This window comes from Dietzia psychralcaliphila, assembly GCF_003096095.1.
Taxonomy (GTDB): domain Bacteria; phylum Actinomycetota; class Actinomycetes; order Mycobacteriales; family Mycobacteriaceae; genus Dietzia; species Dietzia psychralcaliphila.
Map to the genome: position 1 here is coordinate 1,023,807 of NZ_CP015453.1, position 17,386 is coordinate 1,041,192.

Genomic DNA, 17,386 nt, shown 5'->3' on the forward strand with positions numbered 1-17,386 from the left:
CGAACCGGACCCCGAACCGGACCCCGAACCGTTCCTGCCCGTTCCCGCCCCGCCCGAAACCAGAAATCCGCTACCGTCCTGTCCGACCCGCCACCCCGATACGGGTAGCTGATCGTGCGGGAGAGTAGCGGATTCCGGGAGGGGTGGACGCGACGACGGCGCCGACCGGGTGGTCGGCCCCGTCAGCGGGTCACTTGATCTCGCAGAGCACTGCACCCTGGGTGACCGCGGCACCGGCGTCCACGGACAGGTCGGTGATGACGCCGTCCTTGTGCGCGGTGACCGGGTTCTCCATCTTCATGGCCTCGAGCACGGCCACGAGCTCGCCGGTCTTGACCTCCTGGCCCTCCTCGACGGCCACCTTCACGACGGTGCCCTGCATGGGGGCCGACACGGCGTCACCGGACGCGGCCGCACCGGCGGCGCCGCCACGGGTCCGGGCCTTGGCCTTACGGCGGACGGTGCCGCCGTCGTGCGATCCGCCGAAGGCCAGATCGCCGGGCAGCGAGACCTCGACGCGGCGGCCGTCCACCTCGACGACGACCTTCTTGCGCTCGACGGGCTCGTCATCGTCGGCCGGGGCGCCGGTCGCGGTCCACGGCTCGATCGGGTTGTCCCACTCCTCCTCGATCCACTTGGTGTAGACGTCGAAGCCCTTGCCGTCGCCGACGAACGCGGGGTTGGTGACGACGTGGGCGTGGAACGGCAGGACGGTGGCCATGCCCTCGATCTTGTACTCGGCGAGCGCGCGCGCCGAGCGGGCGAGCGCCTGGTCGCGGTCCTCGCCCCAGACGATCAGCTTGGCGAGCATCGAGTCGAACTGGCCGCCGATCGTGTCGCCCTGCTCGACGCCGGAGTCCATGCGCACACCCGGGCCGGTGGGCTCCTGGTAGGTGGTGATGGTGCCGGGGGCCGGGAGGAAGCCGCGGCCGGCGTCCTCGCCGTTGATGCGGAACTCGAACGCGTGGCCACGGGGGGCCGGGTCCTCGGTGAACTCGAGCACCTCGCCCTCCGCGATCTTGAACTGCTGCAGCACGAGGTCGATTCCCGCGGTCTCCTCGGTGACCGGGTGCTCCACCTGGAGGCGGGTGTTGACCTCGAGGAAGGAGATCGTGTCGCCCTGGACCATGTACTCGACGGTGCCGGCGCCGTAGTAGCCGGCCTCCTTGCAGATGGCCTTGGCCGAGTCGTGGATCCGCTTGCGCTGCTCGTCGGTGAGGAACGGCGCCGGGGCCTCCTCGACGAGCTTCTGGAAACGGCGCTGCAGGGAGCAGTCGCGGGTGCCGGCCACGACGACGTTGCCGTGCTGGTCGGCAAGTACCTGGGCCTCGACGTGGCGGGCCTTGTCGAGGTACTGCTCCACGAAGCACTCGCCGCGGCCGAACGCGGAGATGGCCTCACGGGTGGCCGAGTCGAAGAGTTCGGCGACCTCGGACATCTCGTGCGCGACCTTCATCCCGCGCCCGCCACCACCGAAGGCGGCCTTGATGGCGATGGGCAGGCCGTACTCCTCCGCGAACGTCACGACCTCGCTCGCGTCCTTGACCGGGTCCTTGGTGCCGGCCGCCATCGGAGCCTTGGCGCGCTCGGCGATGTGGCGTGCGGTGACCTTGTCGCCCAGGTCGCGGATGGCGCTCGGCGGCGGGCCGATCCAGATCAGCCCGGCGTCGATGACGGCCTGCGCGAAGTCGGCGTTCTCGGAGAGGAAGCCGTACCCGGGGTGGATGGCGTCGGCGCCGGACTTCGCGGCGGCGTCAAGGATCTTGTCGAAGACCAGGTAGGACTCCGCGGACGTCTGGCCCCCGAGGGCGAAGGCCTCGTCGGCCAGCTTGACGAACAATGCATCGGCGTCGGGCTCGGCGTACACGGCCACGCTGGCCAGACCGGCGTCCTTCGCCGCGCGGATCACACGTACAGCGATCTCGCCGCGGTTGGCGACGAGGACCTTGGTGATGTGAGAGCTGGCATGACTGGGCACTCAGGGCCTCCTGGTGATGGACGTCTCTTAGACCGGTGCGCCCGGTAGGGGCACCGATATTCTCCAGCAGTCTAATGAGAGGCCCCCCTCATGTGTGGGATTGGGGGTCCAAGGGTTGCCCGACGGGGGCGGGCGGGACGACCCTCCGCCTCTCTGACCTGCTCGTCAGGTGCGGAGTCCCGGCCGCCACAACTCGTGCGCGTGGAGACCGGCGTCCTCGAGGAGGCGCCGAAGGAGCGGCAGGCTGAGCCCGATGACGCTCGACGGGTCGCCGTCGATCCGGTCGATGAACCAGCCGCCGAGGGACTCGATCGTGAAGGCGCCGGCGCACTCCAGCGGTTCACCGGTGCGGAGGTACACGTCCAGGTCGGCGTCCGAGGGGGCGCCGAAGTGCACGGTGGTGTCGGAGGTGTCGGTTCCCCTGTTCGTGACGACGAGGGGGTCGTCCCCCGTGAGGTCGGCGACCATCAGGGAGTGACCGGTGATCAGGACCCCGTGGCGACCGCGCATCTTCTTCCACCGCGCCATGGCCCGCTCGTAGGTGTGCGGCTTGCCCTCGAGCCGTCCGTCCACGAGGAGCATCGAGTCGCAGCCCACCACGATGAGCGTGTCGGCGCCCGCCGCACGTGCCTCGGCCGCGAGTGACCCGCCCTCCCGCTCGAGGACGTCCTCCGCCTTCGCACGGGCCAGTTCCTCCACCACGCGCACATGCGGGGTGCCCGTGGGGAGTGCGGCCTGCAGGGCGTCCTCGTCGACCTGTGGGTGTCTGACGAGCGGGTCCACGCCGGCCTGCTGGAGGATCCGCAGGCGGGAAGGGGAGGCGGAGGCGAGGACGAACGTGATCATGGGCCCAGCGTAGCCAGGGCCTCAGGCCCGCGGCAGCAGCATGGTCACGGTGAGCGTGGTGCGTTCGAGCGCGCGCACCGAGTGGCGCAGCATCGGGGTGAGGTGGAGCATCTCGCCGGGCAGCAGGTCCACGGTGCGGTCCGGGAGTCCGAACTCCACGCGGCCACGGAGTACCTGGACGAGGATCGGGTGGTGGGCCGCGTGGTCGCCAAGCTCGTGGCCCTCTCCGAATTCGAACGCCACGATCTTGGCGGTCTCGTCCTCGTGGACGACGGAGGCCCGTGGACGGTTTTCCATCGGTTCGGCGCGGCCGATGATGTCCGCCAGATGGGTGGCGGTGCCCTCGGTGGTGCCGGCCCGGCTGCCGTGCGAGCGCCGGTCCCGGGTCGCGGGGTCCGAACCGCCCTGCGAGCTGTCCTCCGGGGTCGCGGGGTCGTCGGACATGTGGTTCCTCCTGTGGGGGTGTACACGGACACCACAGCCGCCCCTGGCTCCGCACTCACGCCCGCGCTTCGGTGCGCGCGGGCGTGCGGGGACGGGGGCGGCTGTGTGGTGCTGCCGGGTGTCGGCCGCCTCAGTACTGGCGGCGGTTGAGGAACGAGGTGGGGTTGTATCCGAACGGCGACCGCAGCCGGTCGTCATATGAGCCCCAGTCGTCCTTGATCCCCGTGGGGAACTCGCCCTCGTGGACCGCGTTCCCCTGGGCGGTGGCCAGGACGGCGGACAGGATGCCCACCTCGACCGCGGTCGGGTTTCCGCGAACCACCTGGAAGAACGGTGCCTCGGTCTTGTTCTCCCCGCCCGCCTTGTCCGCGTCCGGCTGCTGCTCGCCGGCCGTCACAGCGGGATGTTCCCGTGCTTCTTGGCGGGCACCTCGACGACCTTGCGGTCGAGCAGGCGGAGCGCCTGAGCCACCTGCAGGCGGGTGTGCGACGGCGGGATGACGGCGTCGACGTAACCCCGCTCGGCGGCGACGTACGGGTTGACGAGGGTGTCCTCGTACTCGGCCTGCAGCTTCAGGCGCAGCGCGTCGACGTCCTCGCCGTTCGCGGCGGCGGCCTTCAGCTGCTCGCGGTAGACGAACCCGACGGCCCCGGAGGCGCCCATGACAGCGATCTCGGCGGTCGGCCACGCCAGATTGATGTCGGCGCCCATGTGCTTGGAGCCCATGACGTCGTACGCCCCGCCGTAGGCCTTCCGGGTGATGACGGTGACCTTGCCGACGGTGGCCTCGCCGTAGGCGTACAGCAGCTTGGCGCCCCGGCGGATGATCCCGTCGAACTCCTGGCCGGTGCCCGGCAGGAAGCCGGGGACGTCGACCAGGGTGAGGATCGGGATGTTGAAGGCGTCGCACGTGCGGACGAAGCGAGCGGCCTTTTCGGAGGCCTTGATGTCCAGGCAGCCCGCGAACTGGGTGGGCTGATTGGCCACCACGCCGACGCTGCGGCCCTCGACCCGGCCGAAGCCGACGATCACGTTCATGGCGTACTGCGCCTGGGTCTCGAGGAACTCGCCGTCGTCGACGATGTGGGAGATGACCTCATGCATGTCGTACGGGCTGTTCGAGGAGTCCGGGATGATCGTGTCGAGCTCGTGGTCCTCGAGGGTGAGGTTGTCCTCGATCGCGCCCTCGCTCGGCGGGACGGGGAAACGAGGGGCCTCGGCCCGGTTGTTGCTGGGCAGGTAGGACAGCAGGTCCTTGACGTAGTCGAGGGCGTCCTGCTCGTCGTTCGCGGTGTAGTGGGAGACTCCCGACTTGGTCATGTGCGTGTTGGCGCCGCCCAGTTCCTCCTGGCTGACCTCCTCGCCGGTGACCGTCTTGATGACGTCCGGGCCGGTGACGAACATCTGCGAGGTCTTGTCGACCATCACGGTGAAGTCGGTGAGCGCGGGGGAGTAGACGTGGCCGCCGGCGGAGGGGCCCATGACCAGCGACACCTGGGGGATGACCCCGGAGGCCTGGACGTTGCGGTGGAAGATCTGCCCGTAGAGACCGAGCGAGACCACACCTTCCTGGATGCGGGCACCCGCGCCGTGGTTGATGCCGATCATCGGGCGGCCGGTCTTGAGCGCCAGGTCCATGACCTTGACGATCTTCTCGCCGTAGACCTCACCGAGGGAGCCGCCGAAGACGGTGGCGTCCTGCGAGAACACGCAGACGCTCCGACCGTCGATGGTGCCGTACCCGGTGATGACACCGTCGCCGAGCGGTCGACGCTCGGCCAGACCGAAGGTCGTGGCCCGGTGGCGGGCGAGTGCGTCGATCTCGACGAACGAGCCCGGATCGAGAAGGTTCTCGATCCGCTCGCGAGCCGTCATGAGGCCCTTGTCGTGCGTCCTGTCGATCGCGGCCTGCCCCATCGGGGCGCGGGCTTCGTCGAGTCGCCGACGCAACTCGGACAGCTTCCCGGCGGTCGTGTGGATGTCGGGCGTCGCAGCGTCGGTCTGGACGTCGTCACTCACGTCCGGTTCTGAGGCAGTCGTCATGTTGCAAGACTCTAACGACTCGACCGGCTCCGTGGCGACGTGACCCGGCCGACTCCCCCGACACCGACCCCGCCGTCGGTCGGAGTTCGGACCTACTCTGGACGTCGTGCACGCAGACCCCGGAACCGATTCGCCGCGCCCGCTCGACGCCGACGCGCTCCGCCGAGCGCTGGTAGAGGGGCCGGATGCGCCGTACACCTCGCTCGAGATAGTGGAAGAGATCGGGTCGACCAACGCGGAGTCCATCAGGCGGGCGGCACTCGGGGCGACAGACCGAAGTGTGCTCCTGGCCGAGTACCAGGCCTCCGGGCGCGGGCGACTCGGACGGACGTGGACCGCGCCGCCACGGACGCAGGTGGTGGTGACCGTCCTGCTGCGGCCCGGCGCGGTCTCACCCACCCTGTTCGGTTGGCTGCCGCTGGTCACCGGGCTGGCCATCCGTGACGGGCTCGTGGCGGCGGGCGGGGTGGACGCCACGCTCAAATGGCCCAACGACGTCCTCGTCGACGGGCGCAAGATCGCCGGGATCCTCTCGGAGATGACCACCGTCCCCGGGGACGGGGACTTCGAGCTTCGGCTTCCGGCCCTCGTGGTGGGAGTGGGGATCAACGTGAGCCTGACGCAGGAGCAGCTACCGATCCCGCACGCGACCTCGCTCGCCCTCGCCGGCGGGACGACCGACCGGGACGCCGTCGCGCTGGCCGTGCTCGAGGCGCTGGCCCGGCGGCACGCCCAGTGGCGCCGATGCGAACGCGGGAGTGGTTCGTCGGTCTCGGACGAGCTGATGACCGAGTACTCGGAGGCCTGCTCGACACTCGGCGCCGAGGTCCGCGTCGAGCTCCCGGGGGGCATCGTGCGGACCGGGCGGGCGGATCACGTGGACAGGGAGGGTCGCCTCGTCGTCGTCACACCGGACGGGGAGTTGTCGGTGGCCGCCGGGGACGTCACCCACGTCCGCCCCGCCGGCGGCCGGTGGGGCGGCTGACCAGTGGGGTTCGTCCGTTCGGTCATCGCTCCGGGGGAGACGCTGATCGTCCACAGTCACCCGCACTGGCGCGCACTCGTGCGTCCGGGGTTGGTGACGGTGATCGGCGCCGGGCTCGCCGGGATCGCCGGGGGGTTCATCGAGACGCAGGTCGTGCACCCGGGCGACCGGGCCGCGACCTGGGCGATGGTGGCGGGGGTCTACCTCCTCGTGGTCCTGCGCTTCGGCCTGTGGCCCGCGCTCCGGTGGGCGCGCACCGACCTCGTGGTGACCGACGAACGCGTGCTCTACCGGCCGGCGGGGTCATCGCGACGGTGCGTCGACGTGCCGCTGCGCCGGGTCAGTGCCGTGCGGTTCCGGCACACGTTGACCGACCGGGCACTGGGCACGGGTTGCCTCATCCTGGAGTGTGGACACCTGCCCCCGGTAGAGATTGACCACGTGCCCGGTGTGGCGCGCGTCCACGCCACGGTCTACGAAGAACTGCTCCGACTGCCCCCGCCGCCCCCTCCCGGACCGATCGCTCAGGTGCCCCGCTTCCGCTGGGGGCTCCCGGGGCGACGGTGACCGGCGCGCCACACGTGAGAACATGGGCCACGTGAACGACGACTCGCGCATTCGCCGCAATCCGCTCGGCACGCCCGTCGTGGCGATGATCGGGGGCGGGCAACTCGCCCGCATGACCCACCAATCGGCCGTGGCACTCGGTCAGACTCTGCGCGTCCTCGCCGCCGACCCGGAGGATCCGGCCGCTCAGGTCACCCCCGACGTCGTGTTGGGCGCCCACGACGACCCGGACGCGGTCCGGCGCGCCGCTGCAGGTGCCGACGTGATGACGTTCGACCACGAGCACGTCCCGCCGGAGATCCTGCTGGAGCTCGAGTCCGCCGGCGTCGCGGTGCGGCCCCGGGCCTCGGCGCTCATCCACGCCCAGGACAAGCTGGTCATGCGCCGTGCGCTCGCCGAGATCGGCGCACCCGTCCCGCCGTTCACGGCCGTCGACTCCCTCGACGACGTCCGGCGTTTCCACGGCGAACAGGAGGGACGGATCGTCCTCAAGGCCGCGCGTGGTGGATACGACGGTCGCGGCGTGTGGATGCCGGACTCGCTCGAGGAGGCCGAGCGGATCGCGACCGAGCAGCTCGACGCCGGCGTGCCGATGATGGCCGAGGCGCGGGTGCCGTGGACCCGGGAGCTCTCCGCGCTCGTGGCCCGCTCGCCGTTCGGCCAGGGAGCGGTGTGGCCGGTCGTCGAGACGGTCCAACGCGACGGCATCTGCGCGGTCGTCGTGGCACCCGCCACCGGGTTGCCCGACGACCTGCGCTCGGCCGTCCAGGCCACCGCGCTGCGACTGGCCGAACACCTGGACGTGACCGGGGTGATGGCGGTCGAACTCTTCGAGGTCATCGGCTCCGACGGCCGCCCGGGAGTGCTGGTCAACGAGTTGGCCATGCGTCCGCACAACTCCGGCCACTGGACCATGGACGGCGCCACCACCAGTCAGTTCGAGCAGCACCTCCGGGCCGTGCTCGACTACCCACTGGGCTCCACCGTCCAGACCGCCCCGGTGACGGTGATGGCCAACGTGCTCGGGGCGGCGGAGGCTCCGGCGATGAGCATGGACGAGCGGGTGCACCACCTCGGCGCCCGGTTCCCGCACGCCAAGGTCCACCTCTACGGGAAGTCCGAGCGGCCGGGACGCAAGATCGGACACGTCAACGTCCTCGGCGACCCCGGCGTCGACCCGGACGACGCCGACCAGGTGGCAACGGTCCGCGCGGTGGCGGAGCACGCCGCGCACTGGCTCTCCCACGGGGAATGGGCCGACGGCTGGGACCCCCACACGGGGGCGCCGGTCGGGGACTTCGACCGCTGATGCCAGACCCTTCGACGAAAGGCACCACCATGACCGAACGACTGGGCGGGCCGCAGGTCGGTCTGATTATGGGCAGCGACTCGGACTGGCCGACCATGGAGGCGGCCGCGGAGGCGCTCGCCGAGTTCGGGATCCCCTTCGAGGTGGGCGTGGTCTCGGCGCACCGGACCCCGCAGAAGATGCTGGACTACGCCCGCTCGGCCGCCGGCCGGGGAATCCGGGTGGTGATCGCGGGAGCCGGTGGCGCCGCGCACCTGCCCGGCATGGTCGCCTCCGCCACTCCGCTGCCGGTCATCGGGGTTCCGGTGCCCCTCAAGCACCTCGACGGGATGGATTCGCTGCTGTCGATAGTGCAGATGCCCGCCGGGGTTCCCGTGGCCACCGTGTCGATCGGAGGCGCCCGCAACGCCGGGCTCCTGGCGGTCCGCGTCCTCGCCGCCTCCGATCCCGCACTGCAGTCGCGCATGGAGAGCTTCCAGGCCGATCTCGAGGCCATGGTGGAGCGCAAGGACACCGCATTGCGCCAGAGCCTCCACGGCTGACCGGGGGAGCCCCCGGCGGGGCGCCCGCGCCGTCACGGTGTCCCCGGCGCCCTAGCCGGGGGGCGGTTTCCGGCTGGTAACTTGGGAGGTCGGGCGCGGCACGGAGGACCCCGAGGCGACCAGGACGGCAGGACATGCGCCGTCCGCGTCGCCGGGGGGTTCCCCGGACGGTGACCGCCGCGCGACCTGCACCGACGAACCCCTCTTGGAGGACCGCACATGTCCGGTAACCCCGACTTCGACCTGTACCAGCCCGCCGAGGAGCACGAGGAGCTCCGCGCAGCGATCCGTGCCCTCTCCGAGAAGGAGATCGAGCCGCACGCCGCGGATGTCGACGAGAACGAGCGGTTCCCGCAGGAGGCCCTCGACGCGCTCAACGCCTCGGGCTTCAACGCGGTCCACGTGCCGGAGGAGTACGGCGGCCAGGGCGCGGACTCCGTGGCGGCGTGCATCGTCATCGAGGAGGTCGCCCGCGTCTGCGGTTCGTCCTCGCTGATCCCGGCCGTCAACAAGCTCGGCACGATGGGCCTGATCCTGGCCGGTGGCGAGGAGCTCAAGCAGAAGGTCCTGCCCGGGATCGCCGAGGGCGCGATGGCCTCGTACGCCCTGTCGGAGCGGGAGGCCGGCTCGGACGCGGCGGCCATGCGCACCCGCGCCCGCCAGGACGGCGATGACTGGATCCTCAACGGCGGCAAGGCGTGGATCACCAATGGCGGCAAGTCCACCTGGTACACCGTCATGGCCGTCACCGACCCCGAGAAGGGCGCCGGCGGCATCTCCGCGTTCATGGTGCACGCCGACGACGAGGGTTTCGGTGTCTCCAAGACGGAGAAGAAGCTCGGCATCAAGGGCTCGCCCACCGCGGAGCTGTACTTCGAGAACGTCCGCATCCCGGGTGACCGGATCATCGGGGAGCCGGGCACCGGCTTCAAGACCGCGCTGCAGACCCTGGACCACACCCGCCCCACCATCGGCGCCCAGGCCGTGGGCCTCGCCCAGGGCGCGCTCGACGCGGCGATCGCCTACACCAAGGAGCGCAAGCAGTTCGGCAAGGCGATCTCGGACTTCCAGAACACGCAGTTCATGCTCGCCGACATGGCGATGAAGGTCCAGGCCTCCCGCCTCATGGTGTACACCGCCGCCGCCAACGCCGAGCGTGGCAGCGCGCCGGGTGGGCAGAAGCTGGGCTTCATGGCGGCCGCGTCCAAGACGTTCGCCTCGGACGTCGCGATGGAGGTCACCACCAACGCCGTGCAGCTCTTCGGCGGCGCCGGCTACACCCGCGACTTCCCGGTCGAGCGCATGATGCGCGATGCCAAGATCACCCAGATCTACGAGGGCACCAACCAGATCAACCGCATGGTCATGGCGCGTCAGCTCCTGGGCTGATCTGACGGCGCGCCGCGCCCGGCGCCCCGCGCTCCGAGATCCGCTACTCCGAGGCCGGATCCGCTACCCCGATCAGGGTCGCGGATCCGGCGGGAGGGTAGCGGATCTCGTGGTTGTGCCGGGATGAGCGGGCGGTCAGAGGGTGAGGGTGGTCCGCTCCGTGGTCGCCACGTCGGCGGCACCGGGGGAGTCCGCGTCCGCCCCGGTGACCAGGACCGCGGAGCCGCCCGAGGCGAAGATCCCCGCGAGGACGGTCAGGACGTCCTTCCGCTCCCGGCCCGCGACGAGCGCTCGACCGGCCAGCGTCGGGTCCGCGAGTTCCCCGACCCTCCGCCCGTCGAGGGCGAGTCCGCCCACGCCGGACGGGATGAACGCGTCCGGGTGGATCCGGCACGACTCGGCCAGGTCGATGACCCCCGGCGGCACGTCCACGCCGACCGCGGCCAGCGGGCGACCCATCGGGTCGGTGGTCATGAGGAGTGTCTCGACGTCGGCCGGATGGCGGTCGAGGCGGTCGGCGGTGGTGATGACCGCCACGGCGTCGTCTGCCGGCCCGGTCCGGACCTCGGCCCCGGTCCACCAGGCGCCCAGGAGCACCCCTGCGGTGAGCCAGTGGGCCGGCAGATCGCACACCACGACGTCGCCCGGTGCCACGCCCACCTCGTCCCGCAGCAGCCCGGCGATCTTGGCGGCCCAGTTGGCGGTGGAGGTCACGGACAGCTCGATCCGGGACGGGGCCGCCAGGTCGTAATGGGTGACCAGCGGCGCGCCCGGGTCCGCTGCGAGGAGCGGCTGGAGCACGGTGTCTGCGGCGGTGTTCACGGGTCGTCCTCCGGGTTGTCGGTCAGGTGACGGTCGGTCAGGTGACGCCCGATCAGTTGACGCAGGGCACGTCCGAGCCACCGGCGTCGAAGGTCGGACGCTGCGCTATCGAGGGCGGCAGCGGGGCATAGGTGGTGGTCTCGGGGGAGTAGGACTCGGTCGCGGAGGCGTCTCCGGTGGGGCCGCTGTAGTCCTCGGCGAGGACCACGCGGACCGCTCCGGGGGGCACCGCGGGATCCACCTGGACGGGCAGCCCGCCCAGGGCGTCGGACACCGCGAACGCCGCGGGGTCGTCGGCCGAGCCGGCCGCGACGTGCGAGGTGTATGCGGCGGCCGGATCGGTGAGCAGGTCTCCGACGCCGTACCCGAGCTCGGAGAGCGAACCGGAGACCCGGGCGGCGAGCCCGTCGATCACGGTCGTGTTGACCACGGACACCGTCACGGCGGCGGGGTCCACTCCGGGGGTGCCGGTCGGGGTCTGTTCTTCTTCCTCTTCCACGTCCTCGGTACTGGCGAATCCGCCGACGAACTCCGCGACCTGCTCGGGGTCGACGGTGACGATGGACTCTCCCCATTCGGTGAACGAGTCGATGCTGGTGACCGGGATGGTCTCGAACCGCACGTTGCCGCCGCTGATGTCCTGGAGCTTCATCGCGAAGTCCACGAAGTCCCAGTTCTCGTCGATGACGAACGAGCGCCTGGCCGCGTCGACGAGCGCTCCGAGCTTCGAGGGGTCCGCGAGGGTGCCCGCGGACAGGGTCTTCTTGACCAGCTGGGACATGAACGCCTGCTGGCGGACGATCCGGTCGAGGTCGCCCGCGGGCAGGTCGTGCCGCTGTCGCACGAAGCTCAGGGCGTCGGACCCGGACACGGTCTGGACCCCGGCCCGGAAATTCGCCCCGGACAGCGGCTCGTCGACGTCCTCGTTCAAGCACACGGGGACCCCACCGACGGCGTCAGTGAGGAGCACGAAGCCCAGCAGCCCGATCTCGGCGTAGTGGTCGGCCTGCACGCCGGTGAGGTCGCGGATGGTGTTGATCAGCCCGTTACGGCCGGCCTGCACGGCATCGCGTTGATCCTGCTCGGTGAGCGCGCCGTCGGGATCATCGGCCACGGCCTGATCGAGGTAGGCCTGCTTGTAGCCGGAGTAGACCCCGTTGATCTTGCTTCCCCCGATGTCCCGTGTCTCCACGTAGACGTCCCGCGGGATGGAGATCGCGGTGGCGGAACTCCCGTCCTCGGGGATCCGGATGAGCAGGATCGTGTCGGTGTTCTCACCCTCCTCCTCGCCGGTCCGGACGGTGGCGAGCTCCTCCTGGCTGAGCGCGTTGCCCTGGGCGTCGGTGCGGTTGTCCGTCCCCACCAGGAGGATGTCGACGGCGCCGTCGAGCCCGCCGTCGCCCACGTCGAGTCCCCCGGCGGAGGACAGGTCGGAGCTCAGTCCGTTGAACAGCGACCAGCCCACGCCGGTGATCAGGAGGCAGAACACGGAGACCAGGGCGGCGATCGTGCGGCCGATCCGCGAACCCAACGGTCGGGAGGGGGTGGCGTGGCGCCGACCGCGCCCGGGGGCCGGCGCGCGCCGGGGCGTCGCTGGTAGCTCGGCGCTCATCCACCGTCCTTGTCGTCGAATCGGGGCGGTCGGTCCGCTCTCGTGAGAGGGGGGACCGGCCCGCGGGCCGGTGCCCTGGATGCGGCACGGGGGCCGCGCGAGGCCGCCGATGATCTCCCCACGGTACCGCGCCGCGTGCCTGGCGTCGGAATCGGCGTGCGGCGTCGTAGGGTGTTGCGCGTGACGACCCGACTGCCCGTCGTGACGGTGACCTACTCTCCCGGCGACCACCTCCGCCGCTTCGTCGAGACCCTGCCCGGGTCCACGACGCGGCCGGTGGGGTTGGTGATGGCGGACAACGGTTCGACCGACGGCGCGCCCGAGGCGGCCGCGGCCGCGCACGACTTCGCCGAGTTCTTCCCGACAGGGGGGAATCTGGGCTACGGGACCGCCATCAACCGTGCCGTCACGGAGATCTCCCGGCGACCCGCGGAGTTCGACCAGGAGTTCGTCCTGGTCGTCAACCCGGATGTGCGGTTCGAGCCGGGTTCGGTGGACGCGCTGCTCGAGGCCGCCCACCGATGGCCCCGCGCGGCGGCGTTCGGCCCGAAGATCGCCGAGACCGATGGTTCCGTGTACCCCTCGGCCCGCGCCGTACCGCGGCTCGGCGCCGGTATCGGACACGCGGTGCTCGGCCCGGTGTGGCCGGGTAACCCGTGGACCGCCCACTACCTCGACGACTCCGACATGGACTCCGAACGGCCCGCGGGATGGCTGTCCGGATCGTGTCTGCTGCTCCGACGCGAGGCGTTCGATGCGCTCGGCGGATTCGACGAGCGCTACTTCATGTACCTCGAGGACGTGGACCTGGGGGACCGGCTCGGCCGCGCCGGGTGGCAGAGCATCTTCGTCCCGTCGTCGGTGATCCACCACGACCAGGGTCACGCGGCCAGGACCGTGCCGGAGTTCACCCTCCGGGCACACCACCGCAGCGCGTACCTCTTCCAGGCGGACAGGCATCCGAACGCGTGGCAGGCCCCGATACGCTGGGCCCTCAGGGCGGGTCTGGAGCTGCGGTGCCGCCTCGCGATCCGATCCGCCAGGCGCGACCTGCGCTGACTCCGGACGGGACCAACCGCTGGACGAGACCAACCGCCGGACGAGAGCATCCGTCGGACGAGACCAACCACCGGCCCGAGTCGGCCGCGCGAGCGCGCGGCCATGGGCCCATGACATCGGGAGCAAGACTGTGACCTCGACGACCCCCTCCAGCACCGGGCCGGGCGACCTGATCGCCGACACCGAGGCGGTGGTCCTGGTGGGCGGGAAGGGGACCCGACTGCGGCCCCTGACCATCTCGGCGCCCAAGCCGATGCTTCCCACCGCCGGTCTGCCCTTCCTCACGCACCTGCTCTCGCGGATCCGGGCGGCCGGGATCCGGCGCGTGGTGCTGGGCACCTCGTTCAAGGCGGAGGTGTTCGAGGAGTACTTCGGCGACGGATCCGATCTCGACCTGGAACTGACGTACGTGGTGGAGACCGAACCCCTGGGTACCGGCGGCGGCATCCGCAACGTCCTGGACCAGCTGACGGCCTCGACGATCATGGTCTTCAACGGTGACGTGCTGGGCGGGACCGACCTCACCGAGATCCTCGACCTCCACCACGCCAAGAGCGCGGATCTGACCATGCACCTGGTCCGGGTCTCCGACCCCCGCGCGTTCGGCTGCGTGCCGACCGACGACGACGGACGGGTCCTGGAGTTCCTGGAGAAGACCCAGGACCCGCCGACCGACCAGATCAACGCCGGCTGCTACGTCTTCCGGCGCGAGCTGATCGCGCAGATCCCCGAGGGTGTGCCCGTCTCGGTGGAGCGCGAGACCTTCCCCCAGCTGCTCAGTGAGGGGAAGCGGGTCTACGGCTTCGTCGACTCGGCCTACTGGCGCGACATGGGCACACCCGAGGACTTCGTCCGCGGGTCCTCCGACCTGGTGCGGGGTATCGCGCCGTCGCCCGCACTCGAGGGCCACCACGGTGAGGCGCTCGTCCACGACGGCGCAGGGGTCGGCGCCGGGGCGGTACTCATCGGCGGGACGGTGGTCGGGCGCGGCGCCGAGATCGGTGCCGGTGTCCGACTGGACGGCGCGGTGGTCTTCGACGGCGCCCGGATCGAGGCGGGGGCGACGGTCGAACGCTCGATCATCGGCGCCGGGGCCCGCATCGGCCACCGGGCGCTGATCCGCGACGGCGTCATCGGCGACGGCGCCGACGTGGGCGCCAGGTGTGAGCTGCTGCGCGGAGCCCGGGTCTGGCCCGGCGTCGTGATCCCCGACGGCGGGATCCGCTACTCCACGGACATGTAGGCGTCCCCGGGCGGGCGTGGTGCCCGGGGCGGGACCGGCTCGGCCGGGACACCGACGGCCACCGCTCCGAGCGGCCGCCAGGACGGTGGTAGGTCGAGCGCCCGGCGGGTGGTCTCGGCGGCGAAGATCGTCGACCCCACCCAACAGGACCCCAGTCCGCGCGCGGACAGTGCCACGAGGAGCGACTGCACCGCGGCGCCACCGGCGACGGTGAACATGGTCTCCTCGCAGGCGTTCCGGCGCGGGTCCGGGTAGTCGTGGGCCCCGGCGGAGTCGTCCACGAACGGCAGGATCAACTCGGGGCAGGTGCGCAGGAGGTCTCCGCGGGACAGGCGGCGGGTCAGCACGTCGCCGGAGTGGCCGTCGGCCCTCAGATCCGTCTCCCAGTCGGCCCGCAGCGCGTCCAGAAGGCGCGCGCGGGCGTCACCGGCCACCCGGACGAACCGGATCGGGGCGCTGTGGTGCGGCGCCGGTGCGGTGAGCGCGTCGGCCACGGCCTCGGCGAGCGACTCCTCGGGGACGTCCACGTCCGAGAACCGCCGGACCGAGCGGCGGCCGGGCACGGCCTCACGTCGTCCCTGTGCGAGCGCCTCGGCGGTGCCCAGCCGGAACAGGTCCGACGCGCTGTCGCGGACCAGGTCGCGGGCCCGCTGCGGGGAGCCGCGCTCGTCGTCGTCATCCCCGACCAGCAGGTGTCCCAGCCCCCGCACCACCGCCACGGGTCGGGCGCCCAGTTTGCCCTTGACCAGGTCGGCGGCGGCGGCTATCTCGTCGGCCACGGCGACGTCGGTGACGTACAGCTCGTTGCCCTGGCGGTCCACGGCGCCGTCGTAGCCGATCGAGACCCGCAGCCCCGCGGCGCCGATCGCCACGTCGGTCTGGCCGGTACGCCAGGCCCGGCCCATGGTGTCGGTGACGACGACGGCCACCGTCACGCCGGTCCGCCGGCGCAACTCGCGGGCCAGCGCGGAGGCGGACGCGTCGGGGTCCTCGGGGAGCAGCGCGAGCTCGCGGGCGTCGACGTTGGAGCCGTCGACGCCGGCGGCGGCCTGGACGATGCCGAGCCGGTTCTCGGTGATGAGGGTGCGGTTGACCCGCGCCACCACCCGCACGGACTCCTGCTCCACGAGCCGTCGGCGCAGGGCGTCCCGCTCGTCGGGGTCGGTGGGGGCGGCCACGATCCGTCCCTCGGTCTTGGAGAGGACCTTGGAGGTGAGCACCACGACGTCGCCGTGGGTCAGTCCGTGCGGGTCGTCGGTGAGCGCAGCGGCCAGGATCCCCGCCAGATCGTCGCCCGGCCGGAACTCCGGGAGGCCGTCCGGAGCCCACAGGCGGACGTCCGCGGCGGCGGCGTGTTCCCCCGACCAGAGGCGGATCTCGGGGACGGCTCCGTCGGTCATCGGTCGGACCGCGTGGGGACCTCGAGCCCGGCCAGTTCGATGGCGGCGGCCACCATCTGCGCCGTGGCGTCCGGGTCGGTCATGAGCAGCGGGGCCTCGCGGACGGCGATCCCGTCCACCTCGCCCGCGCCGTCGCCGGGGCCGTCGCCGGGGGCGACCAACCAGCCGTCGAGCAGGCCGGTGCCGGATCGGGCTCCGAAGTGACGCGCCACGGCCAGCGCCGAGGTCTCGACGCCGATCGCGGTGAGGCACGCGTCGGCCATGCCGCGCAGCACGGCGCCCCCGATCACGGGGCTCACCCCCACGACCGGCGCGGAGGTGGAACGCAACGCGGCGCGGATGCCGGGGACGGCGAGGATCGCGCCGACGGAGACCACGGGGTTGGAGGGGGCGACGACGACGAGGTCGGCCGCCTCGATGGCCTCGAGCGTCTCCGGGGTGGGCCGGGCCGCATCGGCACCGATCTGTACGAAGCCGGAGGCCGGAAGCATCGCCCGGTGGCGGACCCACCATTCCTGGAAGTGGATCGCCCGCTCACCGGCGCCCTCCGCTCCCTCCGCGCCGTCGGTGTCACCGGGGACCACGACGTGCGTCTCGCAGCGGTCGTCGGTCACGGGTAGCAGCCGGACCCCGGGGGACCAGCGGGCGGACAGGGCCTCGGTGATGTCGGTCAGCCGGTAGCCGGCGCTGAGCATCTGGGTGCGCACGAGGTGTGTGGCGAGATCCTTGTCCCCGAGTCCGAACCAGTCGGGCTGGACGCCGTAGGCGGCGAGTTCGTCGCGGCAGTTCCAGGTCTCGCCGGCGTGACCCCATCCGCGTTCCGGGTCGATGCCCCCGCCGAGGGTGTACATGCAGGTGTCGAGGTCGGGACAGATCCGGACGCCGTGCATCCACGCGTCGTCACCGACGTTGACCACCGCGTCGACACGGTGCACGGCATCCGTACCCGGGAGCGGGGTGCCCGCACCGCCCGGAGCGGGGTCCAGTCCGAACAGTCGGCGTGCGCCGAGCAGGAAACGGGCGCCACCGACGCCACCGGCCAATACACAGATCCTCACGTCGACCAAGAGTAGTGACGGGGGACCGGCCAGGCCCGGGTGGCCGGGGGTGTAGCCCCGCCCGGACGCAGGATGGTGTCCCACGCCAC

General features: G+C 71.5%; 16 protein-coding genes. 7 read left to right on the forward strand and 9 right to left on the reverse strand.

Annotated features, from left to right (window positions below; translation table 11 throughout):
- Window positions 1-190 precede the first annotated feature (190 nt).
- The 5 genes from A6048_RS04585 to A6048_RS04605 form a co-directional block, all read right to left on the reverse strand.
- Window positions 191-1,978 (reverse strand): acetyl/propionyl/methylcrotonyl-CoA carboxylase subunit alpha, encoded by a 1,788-nt coding sequence (locus A6048_RS04585; protein ID WP_107748583.1) that lies wholly within the window; start codon window positions 1,976-1,978, stop codon window positions 191-193.
- A gap of 165 nt (window positions 1,979-2,143) precedes the next feature.
- Window positions 2,144-2,824, reverse strand: coding sequence for a Maf family protein (locus A6048_RS04590; protein WP_107748582.1), 681 nt, complete (start codon window positions 2,822-2,824; stop codon window positions 2,144-2,146).
- 21 nt (window positions 2,825-2,845) lie between these two features.
- Entirely contained in the window at window positions 2,846-3,268 is a 423-nt protein-coding gene (locus A6048_RS04595) for a cupin domain-containing protein (protein WP_107748581.1), read from the reverse strand.
- Window positions 3,269-3,398: 130 nt separating this feature from the next.
- On the reverse strand, window positions 3,399-3,665 hold the full coding sequence (locus A6048_RS04600; RefSeq protein WP_107748580.1) for an acyl-CoA carboxylase subunit epsilon: 267 nt from the start codon (window positions 3,663-3,665) through the stop codon (window positions 3,399-3,401).
- Window positions 3,662-5,311, reverse strand: coding sequence for an acyl-CoA carboxylase subunit beta (locus A6048_RS04605; RefSeq protein ID WP_107748579.1), 1,650 nt, complete (start codon window positions 5,309-5,311; stop codon window positions 3,662-3,664). Before A6048_RS04605 ends, A6048_RS04600 begins: the two co-directional genes overlap by 4 nt.
- A gap of 106 nt (window positions 5,312-5,417) precedes the next feature.
- Between A6048_RS04605 and A6048_RS04610 the strand changes: the two genes are divergently transcribed.
- The 5 genes from A6048_RS04610 to A6048_RS04630 all read left to right on the forward strand — a co-directional run bounded on the left by A6048_RS04610 (window position 5,418) and on the right by A6048_RS04630 (window position 10,103).
- Window positions 5,418-6,296: a biotin--[acetyl-CoA-carboxylase] ligase gene (locus tag A6048_RS04610; RefSeq protein WP_107748578.1), complete on the forward strand. Its 879-nt coding sequence runs from the start codon at window positions 5,418-5,420 to the stop codon at window positions 6,294-6,296.
- A 3-nt stretch (window positions 6,297-6,299) separates the two neighbouring features.
- Complete coding sequence (locus tag A6048_RS04615) at window positions 6,300-6,863, forward strand: PH domain-containing protein (RefSeq protein ID WP_107748577.1); 564 nt, start codon at window positions 6,300-6,302, stop codon at window positions 6,861-6,863.
- Window positions 6,864-6,885: 22 nt separating this feature from the next.
- Window positions 6,886-8,172: a 5-(carboxyamino)imidazole ribonucleotide synthase gene (locus A6048_RS04620; RefSeq protein ID WP_107748576.1), complete on the forward strand. Its 1,287-nt coding sequence runs from the start codon at window positions 6,886-6,888 to the stop codon at window positions 8,170-8,172.
- A gap of 29 nt (window positions 8,173-8,201) precedes the next feature.
- On the forward strand, window positions 8,202-8,714 hold the full coding sequence (gene purE, locus A6048_RS04625; protein WP_107748575.1) for a 5-(carboxyamino)imidazole ribonucleotide mutase: 513 nt from the start codon (window positions 8,202-8,204) through the stop codon (window positions 8,712-8,714).
- Between the two features lie 219 nt (window positions 8,715-8,933).
- Window positions 8,934-10,103: an acyl-CoA dehydrogenase family protein gene (locus A6048_RS04630; RefSeq protein ID WP_107748574.1), complete on the forward strand. Its 1,170-nt coding sequence runs from the start codon at window positions 8,934-8,936 to the stop codon at window positions 10,101-10,103.
- Between the two features lie 135 nt (window positions 10,104-10,238).
- On the opposite strand, the gene A6048_RS04635 is transcribed toward A6048_RS04630, so the two are convergent.
- Complete coding sequence (locus A6048_RS04635) at window positions 10,239-10,925, reverse strand: TIGR03089 family protein (RefSeq protein ID WP_107748573.1); 687 nt, start codon at window positions 10,923-10,925, stop codon at window positions 10,239-10,241.
- 52 nt (window positions 10,926-10,977) lie between these two features.
- On the reverse strand, window positions 10,978-12,537 hold the full coding sequence (locus tag A6048_RS04640; RefSeq protein WP_235027418.1) for an LCP family protein: 1,560 nt from the start codon (window positions 12,535-12,537) through the stop codon (window positions 10,978-10,980).
- Window positions 12,538-12,717: 180 nt separating this feature from the next.
- On the opposite strand from A6048_RS04640, the gene A6048_RS04645 reads away from it, so the two are divergent.
- Together A6048_RS04645 and manB are read left to right on the forward strand one after the other, a co-directional pair.
- Entirely contained in the window at window positions 12,718-13,596 is an 879-nt protein-coding gene (locus tag A6048_RS04645; protein ID WP_107748571.1) for a glycosyltransferase family 2 protein, read from the forward strand.
- A 130-nt stretch (window positions 13,597-13,726) separates the two neighbouring features.
- Complete coding sequence (gene manB, locus A6048_RS04650) at window positions 13,727-14,839, forward strand: mannose-1-phosphate guanylyltransferase (protein WP_235027417.1); 1,113 nt, start codon at window positions 13,727-13,729, stop codon at window positions 14,837-14,839.
- Here manB and A6048_RS04655 read toward each other — a convergent pair.
- Together A6048_RS04655 and cofD are read right to left on the reverse strand one after the other, a co-directional pair.
- On the reverse strand, window positions 14,821-16,239 hold the full coding sequence (locus A6048_RS04655; protein WP_107748570.1) for a coenzyme F420-0:L-glutamate ligase: 1,419 nt from the start codon (window positions 16,237-16,239) through the stop codon (window positions 14,821-14,823). The two genes, manB and A6048_RS04655, sit on opposite strands and share 19 nt — an antisense overlap.
- Window positions 16,236-17,297: a 2-phospho-L-lactate transferase gene (gene cofD / locus A6048_RS04660; RefSeq protein WP_107748713.1), complete on the reverse strand. Its 1,062-nt coding sequence runs from the start codon at window positions 17,295-17,297 to the stop codon at window positions 16,236-16,238. The genes A6048_RS04655 and cofD overlap by 4 nt, the downstream gene beginning before the upstream one ends.
- Between the last annotated feature and the right edge of the window lie 89 nt (window positions 17,298-17,386).